14 protein-coding genes, 1 pseudogene and 1 riboswitch are annotated in these 22174 nt (G+C 71.7%); of the genes and pseudogenes, 11 read left to right on the forward strand and 4 right to left on the reverse strand.

What is annotated here, in order from left to right; all coding sequences use genetic code 11:
- Positions 1 to 464: aldehyde dehydrogenase family protein (locus ACWD12_RS21960; RefSeq protein ID WP_450100940.1), on the forward strand; the 464-nt coding region annotated here is incomplete at its 5' end.
- A gap of 177 nt (positions 465 to 641) precedes the next feature.
- Here the strand turns inward: ACWD12_RS21960 and ACWD12_RS21965 are convergent.
- Complete coding sequence (locus tag ACWD12_RS21965; RefSeq protein ID WP_358352467.1) at positions 642 to 1208, reverse strand: DJ-1/PfpI family protein; 567 nt, start codon at positions 1206 to 1208, stop codon at positions 642 to 644.
- Between the two features lie 219 nt (positions 1209 to 1427).
- Between ACWD12_RS21965 and ACWD12_RS21970 the strand changes: the two genes are divergently transcribed.
- The 3 genes from ACWD12_RS21970 (at position 1428) to ACWD12_RS21980 (ending at position 8262) form a co-directional block, all read left to right on the forward strand.
- Positions 1428 to 1700 carry an isoamylase early set domain-containing protein gene (locus ACWD12_RS21970; protein ID WP_358352469.1) on the forward strand — a complete coding sequence of 91 codons (273 nt, stop codon included), beginning with the start codon at positions 1428 to 1430 and terminating at the stop codon, positions 1698 to 1700.
- 331 nt (positions 1701 to 2031) lie between these two features.
- Entirely contained in the window at positions 2032 to 6912 is a 4881-nt protein-coding gene (locus ACWD12_RS21975) for an NAD-glutamate dehydrogenase (RefSeq protein WP_358352471.1), read from the forward strand.
- A gap of 306 nt (positions 6913 to 7218) precedes the next feature.
- A complete protein-coding gene (locus ACWD12_RS21980) occupies positions 7219 to 8262 on the forward strand; it encodes an LppU/SCO3897 family protein (RefSeq protein ID WP_450100941.1) in 1044 nt (347 codons plus the stop codon).
- Positions 8263 to 8272: 10 nt separating this feature from the next.
- Here ACWD12_RS21980 and ACWD12_RS21985 read toward each other — a convergent pair whose 3' ends face one another.
- A complete protein-coding gene (locus ACWD12_RS21985) occupies positions 8273 to 8704 on the reverse strand; it encodes a hypothetical protein (RefSeq protein WP_450100942.1) in 432 nt (143 codons plus the stop codon).
- Positions 8705 to 8940: 236 nt separating this feature from the next.
- Positions 8941 to 9032: riboswitch (ZMP/ZTP riboswitch) on the forward strand.
- Between the two features lie 87 nt (positions 9033 to 9119).
- On the opposite strand from ACWD12_RS21985, the gene ACWD12_RS21990 reads away from it, so the two are divergent.
- Positions 9120 to 10412 carry a serine hydroxymethyltransferase gene (locus ACWD12_RS21990; protein ID WP_450100943.1) on the forward strand — a complete coding sequence of 431 codons (1293 nt, stop codon included), beginning with the start codon at positions 9120 to 9122 and terminating at the stop codon, positions 10410 to 10412.
- Positions 10413 to 10439: 27 nt separating this feature from the next.
- Here the strand turns inward: ACWD12_RS21990 and ACWD12_RS21995 are convergent, their stop codons facing one another.
- Entirely contained in the window at positions 10440 to 13082 is a 2643-nt protein-coding gene (locus ACWD12_RS21995; protein ID WP_450100944.1) for an FHA domain-containing protein, read from the reverse strand.
- A gap of 284 nt (positions 13083 to 13366) precedes the next feature.
- Between ACWD12_RS21995 and ACWD12_RS22000 the strand changes: the two genes are divergently transcribed.
- The 4 genes and pseudogenes from ACWD12_RS22000 to ACWD12_RS22015 all read left to right on the forward strand — a co-directional run bounded on the left by ACWD12_RS22000 (position 13367) and on the right by ACWD12_RS22015 (position 19540).
- Positions 13367 to 15001 carry a serine/threonine-protein kinase gene (locus tag ACWD12_RS22000; RefSeq protein ID WP_450100945.1) on the forward strand — a complete coding sequence of 545 codons (1635 nt, stop codon included), beginning with the start codon at positions 13367 to 13369 and terminating at the stop codon, positions 14999 to 15001.
- A gap of 183 nt (positions 15002 to 15184) precedes the next feature.
- A pseudogene (locus ACWD12_RS22005) lies at positions 15185 to 16360 on the forward strand (protein kinase domain-containing protein); the annotation flags it as partial.
- Between the two features lie 1059 nt (positions 16361 to 17419).
- Positions 17420 to 18532, forward strand: a complete 1113-nt coding sequence (prfB, locus tag ACWD12_RS22010; protein ID WP_450100946.1) for a peptide chain release factor 2 — start codon at positions 17420 to 17422, stop codon at positions 18530 to 18532.
- 276 nt (positions 18533 to 18808) lie between these two features.
- Positions 18809 to 19540: a hypothetical protein gene (locus tag ACWD12_RS22015; protein WP_450100947.1), complete on the forward strand. Its 732-nt coding sequence runs from the start codon at positions 18809 to 18811 to the stop codon at positions 19538 to 19540.
- A gap of 176 nt (positions 19541 to 19716) precedes the next feature.
- Here the strand turns inward: ACWD12_RS22015 and ACWD12_RS22020 are convergent, their stop codons facing one another.
- Complete coding sequence (locus tag ACWD12_RS22020; protein WP_358352484.1) at positions 19717 to 19905, reverse strand: hypothetical protein; 189 nt, start codon at positions 19903 to 19905, stop codon at positions 19717 to 19719.
- Positions 19906 to 20238: 333 nt separating this feature from the next.
- Between ACWD12_RS22020 and ftsE the strand changes: the two genes are divergently transcribed.
- Both ftsE and ftsX read left to right on the forward strand, forming a co-directional pair.
- Positions 20239 to 20928: a cell division ATP-binding protein FtsE gene (gene ftsE / locus ACWD12_RS22025; protein ID WP_450100948.1), complete on the forward strand. Its 690-nt coding sequence runs from the start codon at positions 20239 to 20241 to the stop codon at positions 20926 to 20928.
- Between the two features lie 161 nt (positions 20929 to 21089).
- A complete protein-coding gene (gene ftsX / locus ACWD12_RS22030) occupies positions 21090 to 22004 on the forward strand; it encodes a permease-like cell division protein FtsX (RefSeq protein ID WP_358352488.1) in 915 nt (304 codons plus the stop codon).
- Positions 22005 to 22174 lie beyond the last annotated feature (170 nt).

Below are 22174 nucleotides of genomic sequence, written 5' to 3' on the forward strand. Positions count from 1 at the left end.
CGGTGGTGGTGTGTACGGATCCGGCGGACGAGGTGTTCACCGAGGAGTATTTCGGGCCGATCCTGGCGGTGTTCGTGTACGAGGACGCGGACTGGGAGGGCATGCTCGCGCAGATGGAGTCGGTGGCGGGTTATGCGTTGACGGGGTCGGTGATCGCGCGGGACCGGGCGGCGATCGCGCAGGCGACCGGGTTCCTGCGGTTCGCGGCGGGGAACTTCTACGTCAATGACAAGCCGACCGGTGCGGTGGTGGGTCAGCAGCCGTTCGGTGGGAGTCGGGGGTCGGGGACGAACGACAAGGCCGGCGCGAAGCAGAACCTGATGCGGTGGACCAGCACCCGCACCATCAAGGAGACCTTCGTCCCACCCACCGACTACCACTACCCCCACATGGAAAAGGGCGTCATGGGCCAGGTCTCGCAGTTCGCCAACGACATGAAGGACGCCTTCAAGGGCCGCGGCTGACCGCCCGACCGCACAGGCGCACGGGCAGACCACCACACCGCCACACCACCACTAGCCATGTGGCCATGTGGCCGTGTCAGTTCGGTCGTTGGGCCGTTCGGGCGAATTACCCGCAAGTCGCCGCGCCCGCAGGCACAACGGTTCCCCGACCGTGTCCCCGATTGCGTCCCCGACCGGTCAGATCGCCGGTGCCTTGCTGCGCAGGACCTGCATGAACTCGCGCATCCAGCCAGGGTGGTCGACCCAGGTGCGCCCGGAGACCAGAGTGCCGTCGACGACCGCCTCGCCGTCCACGAAGGTGCCGCCCGCGGCCCGTACGTCCGGGGCGATCGCCGGGTAGGCCGACGTACGCCGCCCGTCGAGGACCCCGGCGGCCGCGGCGATCAGCGGCCCGTGGCACAGGTGCGCCACCGGCTTGTCGTTCTCGAAGAAGTGCCGCACGAGGCGCTGCACGACCGGGTTGTTGCGGATGTACTCGGGCGCCCGCCCGCCCGGGACGACCAGCGCGACGTAGTTCTCCGGGCGCACCTCGACGAAGGCGAAGTCCGCGGGCCAGGTGTACCCGGGCTTCTCGGTGAACGTGTCGAAGCCGTCCACGAAGTCGTGCACCACGAACTGCAGTTTCTTGCGCGAGGGTGCGGCGATGTGCACGTCGTACCCCTCCTCGCGCAGCCGCTGGTACGGGTACAGCACCTCGAGCGACTCCGCCGCGTCTCCGGTGATGATCAGGACCCTGCGTGCCATGACGATCGCCTCCCCGAGTGCGCCCCGATCTGGTGGCGTCTGTCCACCGTGCCCCGCCGTCCGCAAATCGGCAATGGGCTACCGGATGTGGACAGGGGGTGACGGGAGCGGAATCCTGCAATACGTTCGGCACGAGTACGACATGAGCATGTGCTGTGCTGTGCGCATTCCGGGTGACCACCGAGGACAGGCCGCAGCGGCCGGAGTGAGGGGAACGACGTGATCAAGCGCGCCAGGGACAACGGCTCGACGCGGATCACTTTCTGCCTACCTGTGGACGACCCGGCGGGGCCGGTGAGCGTCGTGGGCGATTTCAACGACTGGGAGCCCGGGCGGCACACGCTTGTGCGGCGCAGCAACGGCACCCGCTCGGTGGCGGTGACGCTGGAGCCCGGCGCGACCGTGCGGTTCCGCTACCTCGCGGAGAACGGCGTCTGGTTCGACGACGAATCGGCCGAACACGACGGTCAGAACGGCATCGTCACGGTCTGACCGCTCCGCCCCCGCCGGTGTCCGTTTGACGCATTGTCGTCGCGCCCGGTGGATTGCTGACAGCTTGTGCCCGTGCGGGGGCCGGGGCCCCCGTACCACCGCGGGATGGCGCGGGTAGCCTGGCGGGCGTGGGTTTCCCTCGGCCCGCAACGTACGGCCTCACGGCCGAGCCGCCTGGACAAGGGTGTCCCGGTGGCCGGAACCGGTCCGGCAAAGACGCCGGAAGGAACCGCCGTGGCGCTGCGCTACGTCGCTGCCGTTCGGGGAGACTCGCAAAACAGACAACGCAGTAGTCGGTCACGCAACGGCGCGCGACAGGAGCGACGGCATCATGCAGAGCAAGCTGGACGAGGCGAAAGCGAATCTGCTGGCCCGGGCGGCGGAGGCGGCCCGGCAGGCATCGTCACAGCACGGAGGCGGCGAAGGAGCCGGTCACATCGACCTGGACGTCCTGCTTCGCCGCTACTACCGGCACACCGCCCCCGACGACCTGGTCGAACGGGACCCGGTCGACGTGTACGGGGCGGCCATCTCGCACTGCCGACTGGCGGCGTCCCGCCCGCAGGGCACGGCGAAGGTGCGGGTCTACACCCCCACGGTCGAGGAGAACGGCTGGGCCTCCGGCCACACCGTCATCGAGATCGTCACGGACGACATGTCGTTCCTCGTGGACTCGGTCACCAACGAACTGTCCCGCCAGGACCGGGCCATCCACGTGGTGATCCACCCGCAGCTGGTGGTCCGGCGCGACATCACCGGCAACCTCATGGAGATCCTGGACACCTCCGACGCGGCCGCGGTGCCCGACGACGCGGTGGTCGAGTCGTGGATGCACGTGGAGATCGACCGGGAGAGCGACCGGGAGGACATCCGCGTCATCGAGACCGGTCTCAAGCAGGTCATGGACGACGTGCGCGAGGCCGTCGAGGACTGGACCAAGATGCGCGAGACGGCGGTGCGGCTCGCCGACGAGCTGGCCGACGAGCCCCCCGCGCTGCCCAGTGAGGAGATCGGCGAGGCCTGGGAGCTGCTGCGCTGGCTCGCCGAGGACCACTTCACCTTCCTCGGGTACCGCGAGTACGACCTGGTCGTCGAGGACGGCGAGGACAGCCTGCGGGCGGTCCCCGGCACCGGCCTCGGTCTGCTGCGCCCGGACCAGGACCTGTCGAACTCGTTCAGCCGCCTCTCCCCGGAGGCCCGTGCCAAGGCCCGGGAGAAGAAGCTGCTGATCCTGACCAAGGCCAACTCGCGGTCCACCGTGCACCGGCCGTCGTACCTCGACTACATCGGCGTCAAGAAGTTCGACGCGGACGGCAACGTGGTCGGCGAGCGCCGCTTCCTGGGCCTGTTCGGGTCGTCCATCTACACCGAGAGCGTCACGCGCATCCCGGTGGTGCGCCGCAAGGTGCAGCAGGTGCTGGAGATGGCCGGGTTCCCGGCGGCCAGCCACGACGGCCGCGACCTGCTGCAGATCCTCGAGACGTACCCGCGCGACGACCTGTTCCAGATCCAGGTGCCGGAGCTGTACGACATCGTCCTGTCGGTGCTGTACCTCCAAGAGCGCCGCCGCCTGCGGCTGTTCCTGCGCAAGGACGAGTACGGCCGCTTCTACTCGGCCCTCGTCTACCTGCCGCGCGACCGCTACACCACCGAGATCCGCCTCAAGATGCAGGACATCCTGCTGCGCGAGCTGGGCGGCTCGGTCATCGACTTCACCGCCCGCAACACCGAGTCGGTGCTCGCCCGGCTGCACTTCACCGTCCGGGTGCCGCGCGGCTCGTCGCTGGGCGACCCGGACGTCGAGCACATCGAGAAGCTGCTCGCCGCGGCGACCCGCTCGTGGGCCGACGACTTCGCCGAGGCGCTGGTCGCCGAGTGCGGCGAGGAGCCGGCCGCCGAGCTGTCGCGGGCGTACGCGAACGCCTTCGCCGAGGGCTACAAGGCCGACTTCACCCCGCGCACCGCGGTCGCCGACCTGCGCCGCATCGAGGCGCTGGACCCGGGGGACGCCGGCACGGACTTCACCCTCAACCTGTACCAGCCGATAGGAGCACTGCCGGGCGAGCGGCGCTTCAAGATCTACCGCACCGGCGGCCCGCTGTCGCTGTCCGAGGTGCTGCCGATCCTGCAGCGCATGGGCATCGAGGTCGTCGACGAGCGGCCGTACGAGCTGCGCCGCAGCGACGGCCGCATCGCGTGGGTCTACGACTTCGGGCTGCGCCACGACCCGACGCTCGAAGCGGGCGACGAGGTCAAGCAGCTGTTCCAGGAGGCGTTCGCCGCCGTGTGGACCGGCAAGGCCGAGTCCGACGGCTTCAACGCCCTGGTGCTGCGCGCCGGGCTGAACTGGCGCCAGGCGATGGTGCTGCGCGCGTACGCCAAGTACCTGCGCCAGGCCGGCTCCACCTTCAGCCAGGACTACATCGAGGACGCCCTCGTTGGGAACGTGCACATTGCGCGCCTCCTGGTGAACCTCTTCGAGGCCCGCTTCTCGCCGGGTCACCAGCAGGCCGGCACCGAGCTGGTGGACGGCATGGTGGAGGAGCTGGAGGGGGCGCTCGACCAGGTCGCGAGCCTGGACGAGGACCGCATCCTGCGGGCCTTCGTGGCGATGGTCGGCGCGACGCTGCGCACGAACTTCTTCCAGCGCCGCAGCGACGGCGAGGCGCACGACTACGTCTCGCTCAAGTTCGACCCGCAGCAGATCCCCGATCTCCCGGCGCCGCGACCGAAGTTCGAGATCTTCGTGTACTCGCCGCGCGTCGAGGGCGTGCACCTGCGCTTCGGCGCGGTCGCGCGCGGCGGCCTGCGCTGGTCCGACCGGCGCGAGGACTTCCGCACCGAGATCCTGGGCCTGGTCAAGGCGCAGATGGTCAAGAACACGGTCATCGTGCCGGTCGGCGCGAAGGGCGGGTTCGTGTGCAAGCACCTGCCCGACCCGCAGGCCAACCGCGAGGCGTGGCTCGCCGAGGGCATCGCCTGCTACAAGACCTTCATCTCCGGCCTGCTGGACATCACCGACAACCTGGTGGCGGGCGAGGTCGTGCCGCCTACGCAGGTGGTGCGGCACGACGGCGACGACACGTACCTGGTGGTCGCGGCCGACAAGGGCACCGCGACGTTCTCGGACATCGCCAACGAGGTGGCCGGGGCATACGGGTTCTGGCTGGGCGACGCGTTCGCGTCGGGCGGCTCGGCCGGTTACGACCACAAGGGCATGGGCATCACCGCGCGCGGCGCGTGGGAGTCGGTCAAGCGGCACTTCCGCGAGCTGGGCCACGACACGCAGACCCAGGACTTCACGGTCGTGGGCATCGGCGACATGTCCGGCGACGTGTTCGGCAACGGCATGCTGCTGTCGGAGCACATCAGGCTGGTCGCGGCGTTCGACCACCGGCACATCTTCCTGGACCCCGACCCGGACGCGGCGGTGTCGTACGCCGAGCGCCGCCGCCTGTTCGACCTGCCCCGCAGCTCGTGGGCGGACTACAACCCGGACCTGATCTCGGCGGGCGGCGGGGTGTTCCCGCGCAGCGCCAAGTCGGTGCAGATCACCAGGCAGGTGCGCGAACGCCTGGGCCTGGCCGAGTCGGTGACGCGCCTGGCGCCGGCCGAGCTGATGAAGGCGATCCTGCAGGCGCCGGTCGACCTGTTCTGGAACGGCGGCATCGGCACGTACATCAAGGCGTCGTCGGAGTCGAACGCCGACGTGGGCGACAAGTCGAACGACGCGATCCGCGTCGACGGCGGCGCGCTGCGCGTCAAGGTGGTCGGCGAGGGCGGCAACCTGGGCTGCACGCAGCTCGGGCGCGTGGAGTTCGCGTTGGCCGGTGGCCGGATCAACACGGACGCGATCGACAACTCGGCGGGCGTGGACACCTCGGACCACGAGGTCAACATCAAGATCCTGCTGAACCAGGTCGTCTCGGCCGGGGACATGACCGGCAAGCAGCGCAACACGTTGCTCGCCGAGATGACCGACGAGGTCGGGCGCCTGGTCCTGGAGAACAACTACGACCAGAATTACGCGCTGGCCAACGCGGTCGCCCAGGCCCCGGCGCTGCTGCACGTGCACATGCGCTACCTGCGCAAGATGGTGCGCGACGGGCAGCTCGACCGGGACATCGAGTTCCTGCCGAGCGACCGCCAGCTGCGCGACCGCCAGCAGGCGGGCGTGGGGCTGACGCAGCCGGAGCTGGCGGTGCTCCTGGCGTACACGAAGATCGTGCTGGCCCAGGACCTGCTGGCCTCCGCCCTGCCGGACGACGAGTACCTGAACGGCGAACTGCACCGGTACTTCCCGACCGCGCTGCAGGAGCGGTTCGGGGCACAGGTCGACGCCCACGCGCTGCGCCGGGAGATCATCACGACGCGCGTGGTCAACGACCTGGTGAACCTGGCCGGCATCTCGTTCATGTTCCGCATGCGCGAGGAGTCGGGCGCCTCGGCGCACGAGGTGGCCCGCGCACACCTGGCGGCGCGTCAGATCTTCGGCGCGGACGACGTCCTGGAGCGCATCAAGGCCCTGGACAACCAGGTCCCGGCGGCGGTCCAGACCCGGATGCGGCTGCACATGCGGCGGCTGGTCGAGCGCTCCACGCGCTGGATGCTCAGCAACCGGCGGGAGATCGACGTCGCGGCGCAGATCGCGTTCTTCTCCGAGGGCGTCGCGGACGTCGCGGCGCACCTGCCGAAGCTGCTGCGCGGCAGCGACCTGGAGTGGATGGACGGCCTCTACAAGGAGTTCACCGACGCCGGGGTGCCGCACGACCTGGCGACGGTGGTGGCCGGGTTCTCGTCGGCGTACGCCGCGCTCGACATCGTCGAAGTGTCCCGCGACTCCGGGCACGGCGTCATCGAGGTCGCCGAGGTGTACTTCGATCTGGTCGACCGGCTGCCGATCGCGATGATGCTGGACCGCATCATCGAGCTGCCGCGCGACGACCGCTGGAAGTCGATGGCCCGGGCGTCGCTGCGCGAGGACCTGTACGCGGCGCAGGCCGGCCTCACCTTCGACGTGCTGTCGTCGGGCGGGCCGGAGGACACGCCGGAGCTGCGGTTCAAGGCGTGGGAGGAGCGGAACGCGTCGGTGATCAACCGGGCGCGGACGACGCTGGAGGAGTTGCAGGAGGCGGAGACGTACGACCTGGCGACGCTTTCGGTCGCCATGCGCGTGATCCGGACCCTGCTGCGCAGCGGCAGCATGAACTGACGCAAGTGTGATCTGACGCAAGTGTGATCTGACGCAGTGTCAAGTTCGGCCTGAACCGGGCGGTTCGGACGGGCTTGGGCTTGTGCGGGGCCGCAGGGAGGTGTTCTCCTTGCGGCCCCGCTGTCGTCTCCGGCTGGTCATCCCTTGATGAACGCGGGTCAATAGTCGAAGGTTGGCGGGCACGTCCGTACGTCGGCGTACACCGGTACGGTCACACGTGCGCCGGTACGTCAGCACATCCGTACGTCAGTACCTTTCGCACCTGGCCCTGTTTCGCCCGCCGCCGTTCGTGTTTCGGAGGCTTGGATGCACGACCGACCGGAACCGGACGAAGTCCAACCGACCCCGTACCTGCCCGCTTGGCTCGACGGAGCTCCGTCGTACGAGCAGGAGTACGGACGCGAGTACGCGTTCGAGCACGACCAGGGCCCCGGGCCGGGCCCGGCTGGGCCCGCCTACGCCGGCCCCGAGTACGGCGGTCCGGAGTACGGCGCCCCCGAGTACGGCGCCCCCGAGTACGGCGCCCCCGAGTACGGCGGTCCGGAGTACGGCCGCCCGGAATACGGTGGTTCGGAGTTCGGAGGCTCGGACCACGGGGCGCACTACGGCGCGCAGTACGAGGCGCACTACGGGTCGCCGCAGTACGGACCGGGCGACTTCGACGAGCCGCCGACGCCGTACCAGCAGTTGGACCGGTACGAGCCGTACGACTACGGCGCCCACGGATACCGGGGCGAGGGCGACCAGTTCGGGCAACCCCCTTCGTACGGCGGAGGCATGCACGCGGATCGGCCGCGGCCGGGCGAGATGTCCGCGACAAACCAGGCAAATCCCCCGGCGGGTCAGCAGTACTACCCTCGCCGCCCCGTGGCCGACGAGCGGCCGTCCGGCGCGCTGGTCCCGCGCGCCAACGATCCCGCAAGCGTCCCGTCGCGCCGGGAGCGCAGGGAGGTCGCGGGCCGCGGGGAGGGCGAGGACGGGCGCGGGAGCCGAGCGGGCCACGACGTCGGCGGGCGCGTCCGCCTCGGACGGCCGATGCGCCGACTACTGGCGTTCGCCGTGGTCGCCTGCCTCGGCGTCTTCGGCTACTGGGGCTGGACGTTCTACGACGGGGAGCCCGCGGACGTCCGCGAAGGCAGCTGCATCGCGGCGCTGGGCGGCACCGACGTCAAGCCGATGGACTGCACGAGCGGTGCCGCGAAGTACACCGTCCTGGAGGTCTTCAAGGGCGCTGCGGACGCGACGACCTGCGCCGTCGTGCAGGGCGCCACAGATCCGATGGTGGTCCACCGAGACGGCCGTACCGACGTGTGGTGCGTGGCACCGAATGAACGTGCCGGAAGCGGTTGATGACAGAGTGTCAGGGACGTGACGCGCGCTCGGCCGCTTCGGGCCGGCGCGGCGCCGGGATCTCGTTCTCCAGCAGGAGCAGGTCGTCGCGCCTGCGGTCCTTCAGCAGCCACCACGCGCTCAGGTAGAACGCGGCGGGCACCCCCGTCGGTGCGAGCAGCCACAGCGGGCCCTTGAGCGTGACGACGAGCATGGCCGCCCACAGGTGGAACACTCCGAGGGTCGCGGCGCGGCCGAGCGCACCGTACCCGTGGCGGAGCGTACTGCGGACCGCGAATATGCTCCCCGCGCACAATGCGGCCAGCGCGGCGGACAGAATCGCGGTCAGTGCCAGCATTCCGTCGAGCCCGGAGAGCCGGTCGCTCTCCTCCTGGCGAACCGCGGCGGCCATGACGCCCAGCGTCCCCGCGCCGAGAAGCAGCGCGGTCCCCTCTACCGCCAATACGGCATAAAGCGTACGCAGCAGCGCTGTTCGGCGGCTGCCCCTCATTTGTGCCCCCGCTTTCCTACCCGCCCCAGGCAGCCTCTCCAACCGGTCTTACTGGGGCAATCCCCGTGTTATTTGTTAATCACGTTACGCCTGATGGACCTTGCCAGACTCGGCGACCCCCCATGGTGGCGGATCTGTAACGATCGTGGGCCAAGTCGGTGGCCGTGTCCGGCTCCGGTGGAATAGCGTGTTCGTGCCGCGACTGGCGTCGACGTGGAACCGACCACGAGGAAGCGGCAGCGAGCGATTGCGCGCGGTGCCGTCCGCCTGGGCACCCGGGTCCCGACCTGAAGGCCGACCCGGGAGGAAGCCCGTGGCATCCGTCGAAGCATCCCCGACCACCCGTACGTCCGTGCACAGTCCGTCCGTGCCCAGTCCGTCCCCGGATGGTCGGTCCGGGCAGCGCCGGCCCGCGCTCCACGCCACCGACCCCGAGATCGCCGCACTCGTCCGCGACGAGGAGCGCCTCCAGACCGAGACGCTGCGGATGATCGCGAGCGAGAACTACGTCTCCGCGGCCGTGCTGGAGGCCACCGGCACGGTGCTCACCAACAAGTACTCCGAGGGCTACCCGGGCCGCCGCTACTACGAGGGCCAGCAGGTCGTGGACCCCGTCGAGGAGTTGGCCTGCGCCCGCGCCCGGGCGCTCTTCCGCGCGGAGCACGCCAACGTGCAGCCGTACTCCGGTTCGCCCGCCAACCTCGCCCTCTACCTGGCCTTCGCGAAGCCCGGCGACGCGGTGCTCGGCATGTCGCTGCCGATGGGCGGGCACCTGACGCACGGCTGGGACGTGTCGGCCACCGGCCGGTGGTTCCGGTCCAGTTCGTACGGCGTGCGCCGGGACACCGGCCGGATCGACCTCGACGAGGTCCGCTCGATCGCCCTGCACGAACGCCCCAAACTCATCTTCTGCGGTGGTACGGCGGTGCCGCGCGCCATCGACTTCGCCGCCTTCGCGGAGATCGCCCGGGAGGTCGGTGCGGTCTTGGTCGCGGACATCGCGCACATCGCCGGCCTGGTCGCCGCCGGTGTGCACCCGTCCCCGATCGGCCACGCCGACGTCGTCTCCACGACCACCCACAAGACGCTGCGCGGCCCGCGCGGCGCGATGATCCTGTGCGGCGCCGAGCATGCGAAGGCCGTCGACAAGGCGGTCTTCCCGGGCCTGCAAGGCGGTCCGCACAACCACACGACGGCGGCGATCGCGGTCGCGCTCCGCGAGGCCGCGACGCCCGAATTCGGCGCCTACGCCCGGGCGGTGGTCGCCAACGCCCGCCGCCTGGGCGAGGAACTGGCCGCCCGGGGCTTCGACCTGGTCTCCGGCGGCACCGACACCCACCTGCTGCTCGTCGACCTGACCTCGCGCGGCGTGCCGGGCAAGCCGGCCGCGAAGGCCCTCGACCGCGCCGGCATCGTCGTCAACCACAACGCCGTTCCGTACGACACGCGCCGCCCCTTCGACCCCTCCGGCATCCGCATCGGCACCCCCGCGCTCACCTCACGCGGCATCGGCGAGGAGCACATGCCCCTGGTCGCCACGTGGATCGACCGCATCGTCGACGCGGTACGCACCGGCCGCACCGGGGTCGAGGAGCAAGTACGCGCCGAGGTCCGCGAGTTGACCGCCGCCTACCCGGCGCCGGGCCTGCCGGTCGACTGACCCGGGTGGCGCGGCCGCTGCCCCGGCTCACCAGAGCCGGGGCAGCGGGGCCGCACCAAGCTGGTCGGCCGCGCGGCGCAACGTGCCGACGAGCAGCGCGAGATCGGTCGGTCCGATGAGTGGCCGCCCGCTCGCCGCGGTGGCCGTGGAGCGGCGCGTAAGCGGCGCTCCCATGTCGGTCCAGTCCTGGCGGACGGCGGTCGGGCGCAGCGTCGCGGTGCGCGGCATGCGGCCCGTCACACGGCCCGCCTGGAACGGGTGCACCGCGCCGTCGGATCCGCGGATCAGGGCCCGGCCCGGGTACTCGTCGTCGAGCGTCGCGGCGTCGTCGATGTGGATGAGGGCGTGGGACGCGGTCGCGTCGTCGGTGCGCAAGGCGACGCGCAGCTCGGCCTCGGCGGTGGCCTCGATCGACCCGGCCAGCGCGGGCTGGCCGGTCGCGACCGCGAGGTGCACGCCGAGTGCGCCGCCGCGGTGGACGATGTCGGCGAGGCCCTTCACGAGCCCGGGGAAGCGCCCGGCCAGGCGCTCTATGTCGTCGACCGCGACGAGCACGCGCGGCAGCGGGGAACCGTGCTCGTCGCGGTACGACGCGAACCGGTCGCCGCGCAACAGGTGTTCACGGCGCGCGAGTTCGTGCAGCACGGCGGAGACGGCGTCGGCGGCGCGCGAGGCGTCGGGCTCGTCGAGGTAGCCGATCGTGTGCGGGAGTTCCGCGCACGCGGCGATGCCGTCGGGTGCCTCCTGGGGGTCGATCGGCGTGCCGCGTACGAGGACGACGCCCAGCTGGTCGGGGCGGTTGGCGACGGCGAGGGACGTCACGAACGCGGCGAGCAGTTCGGTTTTGCCGGAGCCCGCCGTACCGCCGATGACCATGTGCGGGCCATCGTTGTCGAGGTCGACGGTGATCGCGCCACGCACATCCGCGCCGAGCACGCCGCGCGGGCTGCGGCCCCCCTCGCGCCACGAGCCGAGCACCTTGGCCGGCGTCATGAGGTCGAACCCGAGCAGGTCGAGCAGGCGCACGGTCTCCGGCAGCGGCGAGACGGTACGCGCGGCCGCCTCGCGCAACGGGGCCAGCGCCCGGGCGAACCGGTCGGCCCAGGCGGGGGAGACCGCGTCGGCGACGATGTCCTCTATCCGGTTCGGGCCCGGGCCGATCAGCGACAGCCGCGTGCCGACCTCGCCGGCCACCCGGCCGATCACCGAGCACTGCAACGGCAGTTCCTCGGCACGGTCGTCCAGGCACAGCGCATGGACGCCCGCCGCGGGCCCCTCGGCGAGCAGCCGGACGAGTTCGGGCCGCGCGGTGAGCGTGCCCGCGCCGTCCATGACCACGACGGTGCGGCGGCGTCCGCGCCCGCCCCGGTCGCGGTCGAGGCGGTCCAGCAACTCGCCGGTGCGGGCCAGGACCTGGTCGCGGTTCAGGCCCAGCAGGAGGCGGCAGTCCTGGCCGTCGGTCGGGCGGAGCTGGGGCAGCCAGCGCAGCCACGCCCAGTCGGCGGCGGTCGCCGGATCCGCGCACAGCAGCACGAGTTCCAGCTCGTGCGGGCCGTGCAGCGCGGCGAGTTGGGCGACCACGGAACGCGCCAGACCGAGCAGCCTCGGCCGCGGACCGGCCAGCCCCAGGACGGAGTCGCGCAGCGAGACGGTCACCGGTGCGGCGTACGCGGTCAGCCTGCGCACCCCCTCGCTGGAGGTGACCGAGACCTCGGAGGGGATGTCGCCGGTGCCGAGGCGGACCGCGAGGCGTTCGGCCGGGTCGCCGTGCCGCTCCCAGATCCGGACCGGGACCGCGGGTCTGCCGCTCTCCGCGGCACCGGCGTCGAGGGCGGCGAGGAGCAGCGCGGCGAGATCGGGGCTGTGCGCGCGGCGTCTGCGGACCTCCTCGACGACCGCGAGCCGGGCCTGGTCCTCCAGACGGGCGCGCTCGGCGGCCACCGCGCGCCGGCGGCCGGCGAGCCCGAGTCTGCGGCCGGCGGGCTCGTCCGGCAGGTCGACGCGTACCTGCTCGACGGGCGGCGAGGGCTGCCGGGGCAGGCGGGGCAGGACGACGTGGCCCAGGCCGTCCGGACGCGGGGCGTCGGGTGCGGCGTGCGGATCCGGGTCGTACGGCAGCGGCAGCACCGCGGTCAGGGTCGTCTCGCCGAGCCGTAGCAGCGAGCCGGGTTCCAGGCGCATCGCCTCGGCACCGACCGGCATGCCGTCCAGCGTGGTGCCGTTCGTCGAACCGAGGTCGGCGACGCGAACGTGGCCGCGCGCGCCGGGAGTTATCGTCAGTTCCGCGTGCAGGCGCGACAGATCGGGGTCGCCGAGCCGGATCTCGGCTTCGGGAGCGCGGCCGATGCGTACGGTGCCCTGGCGCAGCAGATGCACGCCGCCCGCGTCCGGCCCGCCCACGACCCGCAGTTCGGGAGATCCGACGGCCGGCGACGCGGGGCCGGGACGCCCGACGGTCACCAACGCACCGTCCACGAGCGGCGGTCGGCCCAGCGGGGTGTTGTCGGCAAGCCGCGTGTCGCCAACCCAGAACCGCTGCCCGTCGGTCCCCGACGTGGACCGCAACGCGCCCGCGACGGCCCCGAACGTCGTCCCGGTGGGGGCGGTGACGAGCACGTCCGCCCCCGGTCCCTCGCCACGGGACCCGAGCACGGTCAGCCGGATCTGCATGCTCCTCCGTCCGCCCTGCCACAGCGTTGCCTGCGTACCGCGCGTGAACCGCACGAGTTATGCGACGTGCACAGTACGCATCCTCGCATCCGCGACGAGGATGGCACTCCTTGAACGCAGATGGGAATGATCTTGCGGGGCACATCGCGTCCGCCGACCGGTGGGACTGTGCGTGATGAACCGGTTCCGGGCTCGGCTGCGTCCCCACCCGCGAGGGGCGCTGTGCCGGCCCCTGCGTGCGCCCTAAGGTGTGCGAACAGCTGTCAGTACGTCTGGGGAGCGCAGTGGACCGGCCGGTCGGAAGCAAGTACCTGCTCGAGGAGACGCTCGGGCGGGGCGCCAGCGGCACCGTGTGGCGCGCGCGAGTCCGCGACACGGGCGAGGTCGTCGCGGTCAAGGTGCTGCGCGAGGAGCTCGCGGGCGACCCCGACGTCGTCACGCGCTTCCTGCGCGAGCGCTCCCTGCTGCTGCGGCTCAGCCACCCGAACCTGGTGCGCGTGCGCGACCTGGTCGTCGAAGGCGAGCTGCTCGCGCTGGTCATGGACCTCATCGACGGACCGGACCTGCGCACGTACCTGCGCGACAACGGCCCGCTGCCGCCCGTCGCCGCGGCGCTGACGATGGCCCAGGTATGCGACGCGCTGCACGTGACACACGCGGACGGCGTGATCCACCGCGACCTCAAGCCCGCCAACATCATGCTCAACCGCAACGGCGACTCGCTCTACCCGATGCTCACCGACTTCGGGATCGCGCGCCTCGCCGAGTCGCCCGCGCTGACACGCACCCACGAACTGGTCGGCACCCCCAGCTACGTCGCCCCCGAGTCCGCCGAGGGCCGCCCGCTGACCCCGTCCGTGGACATCTACGCCGCGGGCGTCGTGCTGTACGAGCTGGTCGCGGGCCACCCGCCGTTCACCGACTCCAACCCGATCGCGCTGCTGCACCGGCACCTCGCCGAAACGCCGACCCGGCCCGCGAACATGCCCGACGCCTATTGGCTCGTGGTCGAGCGCTGCCTGTCCAAGCAGCCGGAGCGGCGCCCCGACGCGCAGGGCCTCGGCAACGTGCTCCGGCACGCCGCCGAGGTGCTGCAGGGCAGCCGGGCCGACGACGGGTCGCTGCGCCGCATGCTCGACGCCGCGGCGATCGGGGGAGCGACGGCGGTCGGCGGTGCGGCCGGTGCCGCGGGCTTCGGCTCGGGCAGCGGACCTGGTGGACCGGGCGGCCCCGGCGGCCCCGGCGGCCTCGGTGCTCCGGGTGCCGACGACCCCACCCGCGTGGTGCCGCGTTCGGGCTCCGGCGTACCCGGCCCGCCGTCGGCGCCGCCCCCGCCGCCGCCCGCGCAACGTCCGCCGCAGCCGCCCGCGCCCGACCGCACGCGCGTGATGGACGAAGTGCCCCCGCCCTACCGCCCGTCGTCGCAGCCGCCCGGGTACCCGCAGCAGCCCCTTTATCGCGACGAGCCGGGGTACGCCCGCCAGGGCGGCGGTCCGTCCGCCGGGCCTCCCGCCGCCCCGCCGCCGTACCGTGCGCCTGAACCGCCGCCGCGCCGCGAACCGCCTCCGCCGCCCCCGCAGCGCCGCGATTCGCAGCGCCCGCCCGAGGTCGAACCGCCGCGCCGGCGGCGCGAGCCACGGGAACCGCGGGAGCCCCGGCGCAGGGGCGGCTTCCGTCCGTCGCGCATCCCCGGGGTGGGGTGCACGCTCGGCTGCCTCATGCGGCTGGTCGTGATGGCGGCGATCCTGTTCGCCATCTACTGGTTCAGCCCGCTGCGCGACTGGGTCAACAACGCGATCGACGTCTTCGGCGAGGTAAAGGGCTGGTACGAGAAGGCCAAGGACTTCTTCGACGGCGGCGGTGACGGTGGCAACGGCGGCGGCAACGGTGGCACCGGAGGCGCCGACACGAGCCCGTGAACGGCGGTGCCCCGCAGGCCCCCGCGGGCCCGTCGCGCGCCGCCCAAAGATCGACAAAGCGCTTCCATGACGGTGCGACACCCGGTCGCGGATCCGCCACACCACGCTGGTTCGAGGTGTGCGCCAGGTAGCCTTCGGGCACGGAAGTCCGAAGTCGAGGCATGCCAAGGACACGGAGCAGCAGTGGCACGCAGGATCGGCAGCCGGTACGTCGCCCTGAAAGTCCTCGGGCGCGGCGCCAGCGGCACCGTCTGGGCAGGCGAGGGACCCGAGGGTCCCGTCGCCATCAAGCTGCTGCGCGAAGACCTCGCGTCCGACGAGGTGCTCGTCGCGCGCTTCGTCCAGGAGCGGACCGCGCTGGTCAGCCTCGACCACCCCGGCATCGTCGGCATCCACGACCTCGTCGTGGACGGCTCCGACCTCGCCCTCGTCATGGACCTGGTCGACGGCCCCGACCTGCGGACCCGGCTGGAGAAGGAGCGCGTCCTCACCCCGGCCCTGGCCGCGGCCGTGTGCGCCGACGTCGCCGAAGGCCTCTCCGCCGCGCACGCCGAGGGCGTGATCCACCGCGATGTGAAGCCCGAGAACGTCCTGTTGGACACCGCGCACGGCCAAGTCCGGGCAAAACTCACCGACTTCGGCATCGCCCGCCTCGTCGACGCGCCGCGCCGCACCCGGGCCACCCGCATCATCGGAACGCCGGACTACCTCGCACCCGAGATCATCGAGGGCCTGCAGCCCACCGCCGCCGTCGACGTGTACGCGCTCGGCACCGTGCTGTACGAACTCCTCACCGGCTGGACCCCGTTCGGCGGCGGCCACCCCGGCGCGGTGCTGCGCCGCCACGTCACCGAGCCGGTCCCCGGCATCCCCGGCCTGCCCGCCCCGGTCGCCGAAGTCCTCGCCGCCTGCCTGTCCAAGGCCCCGGCGGCCCGTCTGACGGCCCGCGAGGTCGGCGAGCGGCTGCGCGCCGCACAGCCCGCGCTCGCGGGGCTGCCGCGCTTCGACGTACCGGCACCCGACGGAGGCGGCCACCCCGACCGCGGCGAGACGCCGCCCCCGCTGCCCGCGGGCGTCGTGCCGCTGGTGTCCGGAGCCGAGCCCGACGCGACCCGCGACACGCACACCAACCTCGCCCGCCCGACCTTCGCCGCGCCGCCGATCGCCGCGTCGCGGCGCCGCAGCACGCACCGCAAGCGCCGCAACCGCACCGCCGCCGTGGTCGGCACCGTCCTCGTCCTGGTGGTCGCGGGCGGCACCGGCTGGTGGTTGTTCGGCAAGGACGACGAAGCCCCGAAGAAGCAGGAGCCGGTCGGCTCGACCGTCTCGCCGTCCGGGACGCCCGCCGCTGCCGCACCGGCGGCCGTGCCGCCGCCGCCCGCCTCGTCGGGCTCCGGCGACCGGGCGGCGCGCGTTCCGGTGTGGGACAAGTGGACGCAACTGCCCGCCGCACCCGTGTCGCTCGTCGGCGGCCCGGGCGCCGCCCGCCCCGCGGGCGCGCAGACGTACGTCGTGCAGCGTGACGGCACCGGCCAGCCCTGGTACTCGGCCGGCGACGGCGCGAAGTTCGGCGACTGGCAGAAGCTCCCCGCCTTCAAGACCGGGGAGGACCTGGCCGTGACCGCGCCCGGCCCGGGCCGGGTCGACGTGCTCGCGGTCGGCGCCGCGGACCGGCTGCTCTACCGGTGCAGCTTCGCGGACGGCGGCTGGGGCGACTGGATGCGGGTCGACACCAGGACCAGGATCACCGGCGCCCCCGCGGCGACCGGCAACGGCGACCGCCTCGAAGTGGTCGTGCGCTCCGGCGACGCGCTCATGTACGGGACGCTCGCCGGCGCCAACTGGACCGGCTTCACCAAGGTCCACAAGGCCGGGATCATCGAGCAGGCCCCGGCGCTGACCGCGTCCGTGCCCGGCACGATGGAGGCGTTCGTCGTGCGCGCCGGCGACCACGCGCTGCTGCAGGTGACGTTCGCGGCCGGCGACTGGCGCGAGCCGCAGCGGGTCGGCACGTTCGGCGCGGGCGGGCGGCCCGCCACCGCGTGGACTCCGAACGGCGGGCTGGCGGTCGTCGTCCCCGAACTGGGCGGCCAGGCAGGCCAGGGCGAGTCCGCGGCGACCCCGACCGGGCCGTCCGGGCAGCCGCAGGGCAGCGCCGGGCACCTGGTCGGCGCGGTGAGCCTCGGCGACGCTTGGCGGCCGGTGTCCCTGGACGCCACCGCCCCCGACGGAGTCGCCGCGGTGGCGGCGACTCCCGAGCGGGTCGACGTGTACGTCCGCGGGCAGAACGGACGCGTGCAGGTCGCCGTCCCCGCGTGACCGCCGCGGCACCGACCGCGGGACCCCCGCCGCACGCCCCGGCCGCACCGCCCGCATCCGCCGACGAAGCGGACACGCGTGGACCAGTACGATGGGGGCGTGGCTGCCATTGATCCTTCCGAAGAGCTGAAGTCCGTCGAATCCACCATGGAGTCGATCGAGGCGGTCCTCGACCTGGACAAGATGCGGGCCGACATCGCCGAGCTCAACGAGCAGGCGGCGGCGCCCGACCTGTGGGACGACCCGGAGAGCGCGCAGAAGGTCACCAGCCGCCTGTCGTTCCTCCAGGGCGAGCTGCGGAAGGTCGAGGACCTCCGCCGCCGCATCGACGACGTCCAGGTTCTCTTCGAGCTGGCCGAGGCCGAGGACGACGCGGACACGCGTACCGAGGCCGAAGGCGAGCTCACCGCGATCCGCAAGACCGTCGACGAGCTCGAGGTGCGCACGCTGCTGTCGGGCGAGTACGACGCCCGCGAGGCGCTGGTGACCATCCGCGCCGAGGCGGGCGGCGTCGACGCCGCGGACTTCGCCGAGATGCTGCTGCGCATGTACACACGCTGGGCCGAGCGCCACAACTACTCGACCGAGGTCTACGACACCTCGTACGCGGAAGAGGCGGGCATCAAGTCCGCCACCTTCGCGGTGAAGTCGCCGTACGCGTACGGCACGCTCTCCGTCGAGCAGGGCACGCACCGCCTCGTGCGCATCTCGCCGTTCGACAACCAGGGCCGCCGCCAGACCTCGTTCGCGGGTGTCGAGGTGCTGCCGGTCGTCGAGCAGACCGACCACGTCGACATCGACGAGTCGGAGCTGCGCGTCGACGTGTACCGCTCCTCGGGCCCCGGCGGCCAGGGCGTCAACACCACCGACTCCGCGGTGCGCCTGACCCACCTGCCCACCGGCATCGTCGTCTCCTGCCAGAACGAGCGCTCGCAGATCCAGAACAAGGCGACCGCGATGGCCGTCCTCCAGGCCAAGCTGCTGGAGAAGCAGCGTCAGGAGGACCGGGCGAAGATGGACGCGCTCAAGGGCGACGGATCGTCCTGGGGCAACCAGATGCGCTCGTACGTCCTGCACCCGTACCAGATGGTCAAGGACCTGCGGACCGAGTTCGAGGTCGGCAACCCGCAGTCGGTGCTCGACGGCGACATCGACGGGTTCATCGAGGCGGGCATCCGCTGGCGCAAGCAGCAGCAGACGGCGAGCGCGTAGTCGGAGCCCGGCGGTAACGGGCGGATCCGCCCGACGGCATCGCGCCACGCTGCCTGCCTACCTGGCAGTTGCGTGATTCGCCCGATTCGCTATACCCACCCGGCGCCCGGAATCCCTCCTCAACTCCCTCAATTCTTGAGCGAAACTTAAGGCGAAAAGGGATATCACCCGGCAACCCCACGCAGATCGTCATTGACGCCTGGCAAGGCTCCTGGCAAGGCTTGACCGCCGGACGGGAAGAAAGATCAGCTGGGGGTTGCAGGAGTGACGAACACAATGCGCGCCCGAACGGCTCGCATAGCCGCGGCAGTTGTCTTCGTCGCGGGCGCCTCGCTCGCGGTCGCGGGCATGGCGGCCGCGGAGGAGCCGGACCGGTGCGCGACGAACCCCTTCGCCTCGGGTTGCGAACTCGACCTGGGCATCGGGCCGTCGGCGAGCGGGTCGCCGGAGCAGGAGGGCCTCCTGCCGGTACCGGACACGGGGACCGAGACGACGGCCGAGGACGGCAGGAACAACAACGGGGGTGGCAAGGACGACGAGCCGTCCTCCGGGACGCCGTCGACCACGTCGCCCGCGACGGGCACCACCTCGTCGCAGCCGCCCGCGACCGGCACGACGCCGCCGGTCACGGGCCCGCCGGCCACCACGCCGCCGTCGACCACGCCGCCCGCGAGCCCGCCTGCCACGACCCCGGGTCAGCAGTGCGACATCGCACGCGGCGGCGTCGACTGCGGCACCGCGGCCAAGAGCCCCTCCGCGCCCTCCGGTGAGGGCGGCGGAGGACCGCAGCGCAACTACGGCGGCGGCTCGACGCCGAGCGCGGGTGCGGCGGCGGCCGGTTCGACCGGTACCACGGCGGGCGCCGGCACCGAGCTCGCGAACACGGGCCAGGGTGCGAACCTCGCGTTCGTGGTGGTCGGCGGTTCGGCGATGGCCGCGGGCGGATTCGCCTTCACGGTCCTGCCGGGCCGGCTGAACCGGCGCGGCGCGGGAACCGCGACCGCGTGACCTCGTGAGGCCGGACAATCTGTGACAGCACAAAAGGTGAGGGCCCCGGGGACTGCTCCGGGGCCCTCACCTGTCACGTCGTCCGTCGTACGGTGCGTACCGCCGTTCGAACCGTTGTGCGCGGTACCGGGCGCCCAGCCCGCCGCAGTCGCGCGGGCCCGTGCCGGACGCTGCGCTCAGCCCGCGAAGCGCTGCACCAGCAGCGCCGCCACGATCACGACCGCCGCGAGCACGGCGAGCAGCGTCGGGGAGATCTGGGGGCCCCGCTCGTCGGCCAGGCGCTGGCGGGAGGCACGGCATACCGAGCACCGGCCCTCGCTCACGGGGCCGGAGCAGTTGGCGCACACGAGGTGCTCCCACGTCATAACGTCCTCCTCGGCCCTGCGGGCCCGACCGGCCTGGTCGTCTGCTGTAACGCTTTCGAGGCCCCGGGAAGTTCCCACCGCCTTCCACTGTGCCGCTTACACTCCTGGGATGGCCACGTCCCATGACGTACCGCCCCTGGCCTTCGCGCCCGGCCGCGGTGGCGGTACGGTCCCTGGGACGCACGAGCCACGGCCCGGGCCACGGACACGATCCGTACCGCGGGGCGTGACCGCCCGGGCCTTGACGGCCCTCCCGAGCGGTGGAGCACCCTTCACCTGCTCTGCCCCCGTACGACGCCCTTGCCCCCTAGGATGGCGCGCTGTGATGCAACCGTGATCCGATTCGACAACGTCACCAAGACCTACGCCAAGCAGCCGCGGCCTGCGCTGCAGGACGTCTCGCTCGAGGTCGAGAAGGGCGAGTTCGTCTTCCTGGTCGGTTCGTCCGGCTCCGGGAAGTCGACGTTCCTGCGCCTGGTCCTCAAGGAGGAGCGGCCGTCCACGGGCAACATCTTCGTGGCCGGCAAGGACCTCGGGAGGCTGTCCAATTGGAAGGTGCCCGCACTGCGCCGCCAGATGGGCACGGTGTTCCAGGACTTCCGGCTGCTGCCGAACAAGACCGTCCGGGAGAACGTCGCGTTCGCGCTCGAGGTCATCGGCAAGCCGCAGGGCACGATCCGCAAGGTGGTCCCGGAGGTCCTCGACCTGGTCGGCCTCGCCGGCAAGGAGGACCGCATGCCGGGCGAGCTGTCCGGTGGCGAGCAGCAGCGCGTCGCGATCGCGCGCGCGTTCGTCAACCGGCCGATGATCCTGATCGCGGACGAGCCGACCGGCAACCTCGACCCGCAGAACAGCGTCGGCATCATGAAGCTGCTCGACCGGATCAACCGGACCGGCACGACGATCGTGATGGCCACCCACGACCAGGCGATCGTCGACCAGATGCGCAAGCGCGTCATCGAGCTGGAGCAGGGCCACCTCGTCCGCGACCAGTCGCGCGGCGTCTACGGCTACCAGCACTGACCCGGCGCCCACGGCCCGGCACCCGGCCCGGTCCGCGACCTGGTTGCGATCCGGTTCACGATCCCGTTCACGGACGGGTTCACGACCTGGCACCCCGATCCGGCACACGACCTCGGCACCCGGCGTCCGCGCGACGGGCGCCCCGAACGACTTAGGACATCATGCGCGCCCAGTTCGTGCTGAAAGAGATCGGCATCGGTCTCCGCCGAAACCTGACCATGACGATCGCGGTCGTCGTCAGTGTGGCGCTGTCCCTGACGCTGTTCGGGGCCGGCCTTCTGGTGAGCTCCCAGGCGAACTCCATGAAGGACTACTGGTACGACCGGGTCGAGGTCTCGATCTTCCTGTGCAACAAGTCCGACCCCAAGAAGGACGGTTGCGCCAACGGCGAGGTCACGAACGTCGATCGCGATGCCATCAAGGCCGACCTCGACAAGATGCCCGAGGTCAAGACGATCTACTACGAGAGCAAGCAGGACGCGTTCAAGCACTTCAAGGAGCAGAACAAGGACTCGGCGCTGGGCGACACCCTCACGCCCGACCAACTCCCGGAGTCCTTCCGCGTCAAGCTGCACGACCCGACGAAGTTCGAGATCATCTCCAGCGCGTTCAGCAACCGGTCCGGCGTGCATGACGTGCAGGACCAGAAGAGCCTGCTGAAGCCGTTCTTCGACCTGCTGCGCAGTGCCCAGTACGCGGCCTACGGGATCATGGCGTTCATGCTGGTCGTGGCGGTCCTGCTGATCGTCAACACGGCGCGCGTGTCGGCGTTCAGCCGCCGCCGCGAGACCGGCATCATGCGCCTGGTCGGTGCGTCGAACTTCTACATCCAGGGCCCGTTCATCCTGGAGTCCGCGGTCGCCGGGCTCGCCGGCGCCCTGGTCGCATCCGGACTCCTGACGCTGGGCTACTACTTCGGCATCAAGAAGGGCCTGGCCGACGCGATCGAGCTGCTCAGCCAGCAGCTCATCGGCTTCGACTCGGTGGTCGCGGTGTTCCCGTGGCTGTTCATCCTCGGGGTCGGCATGTCGGCCATCGCGTCGTTCTTCACGCTGCGGAAGTACCTGAAGGTCTGACGGTGTTCGCCCGCCGCGGTGCGCGTGGCCTCGTCCGGCGGCGCCGCGGTAGGCCGTACGAGTGCCATATCAAGTGAAAAGTGGGTTATATGGCGTACTTGGGCCGTAACGCCTGATACCTGTGGGACCGAGGTTGTCTGAACGGCCGGTCGTCCGACCGGCCGCCGGTC

The organism is Streptodolium elevatio (assembly GCF_053592165.1).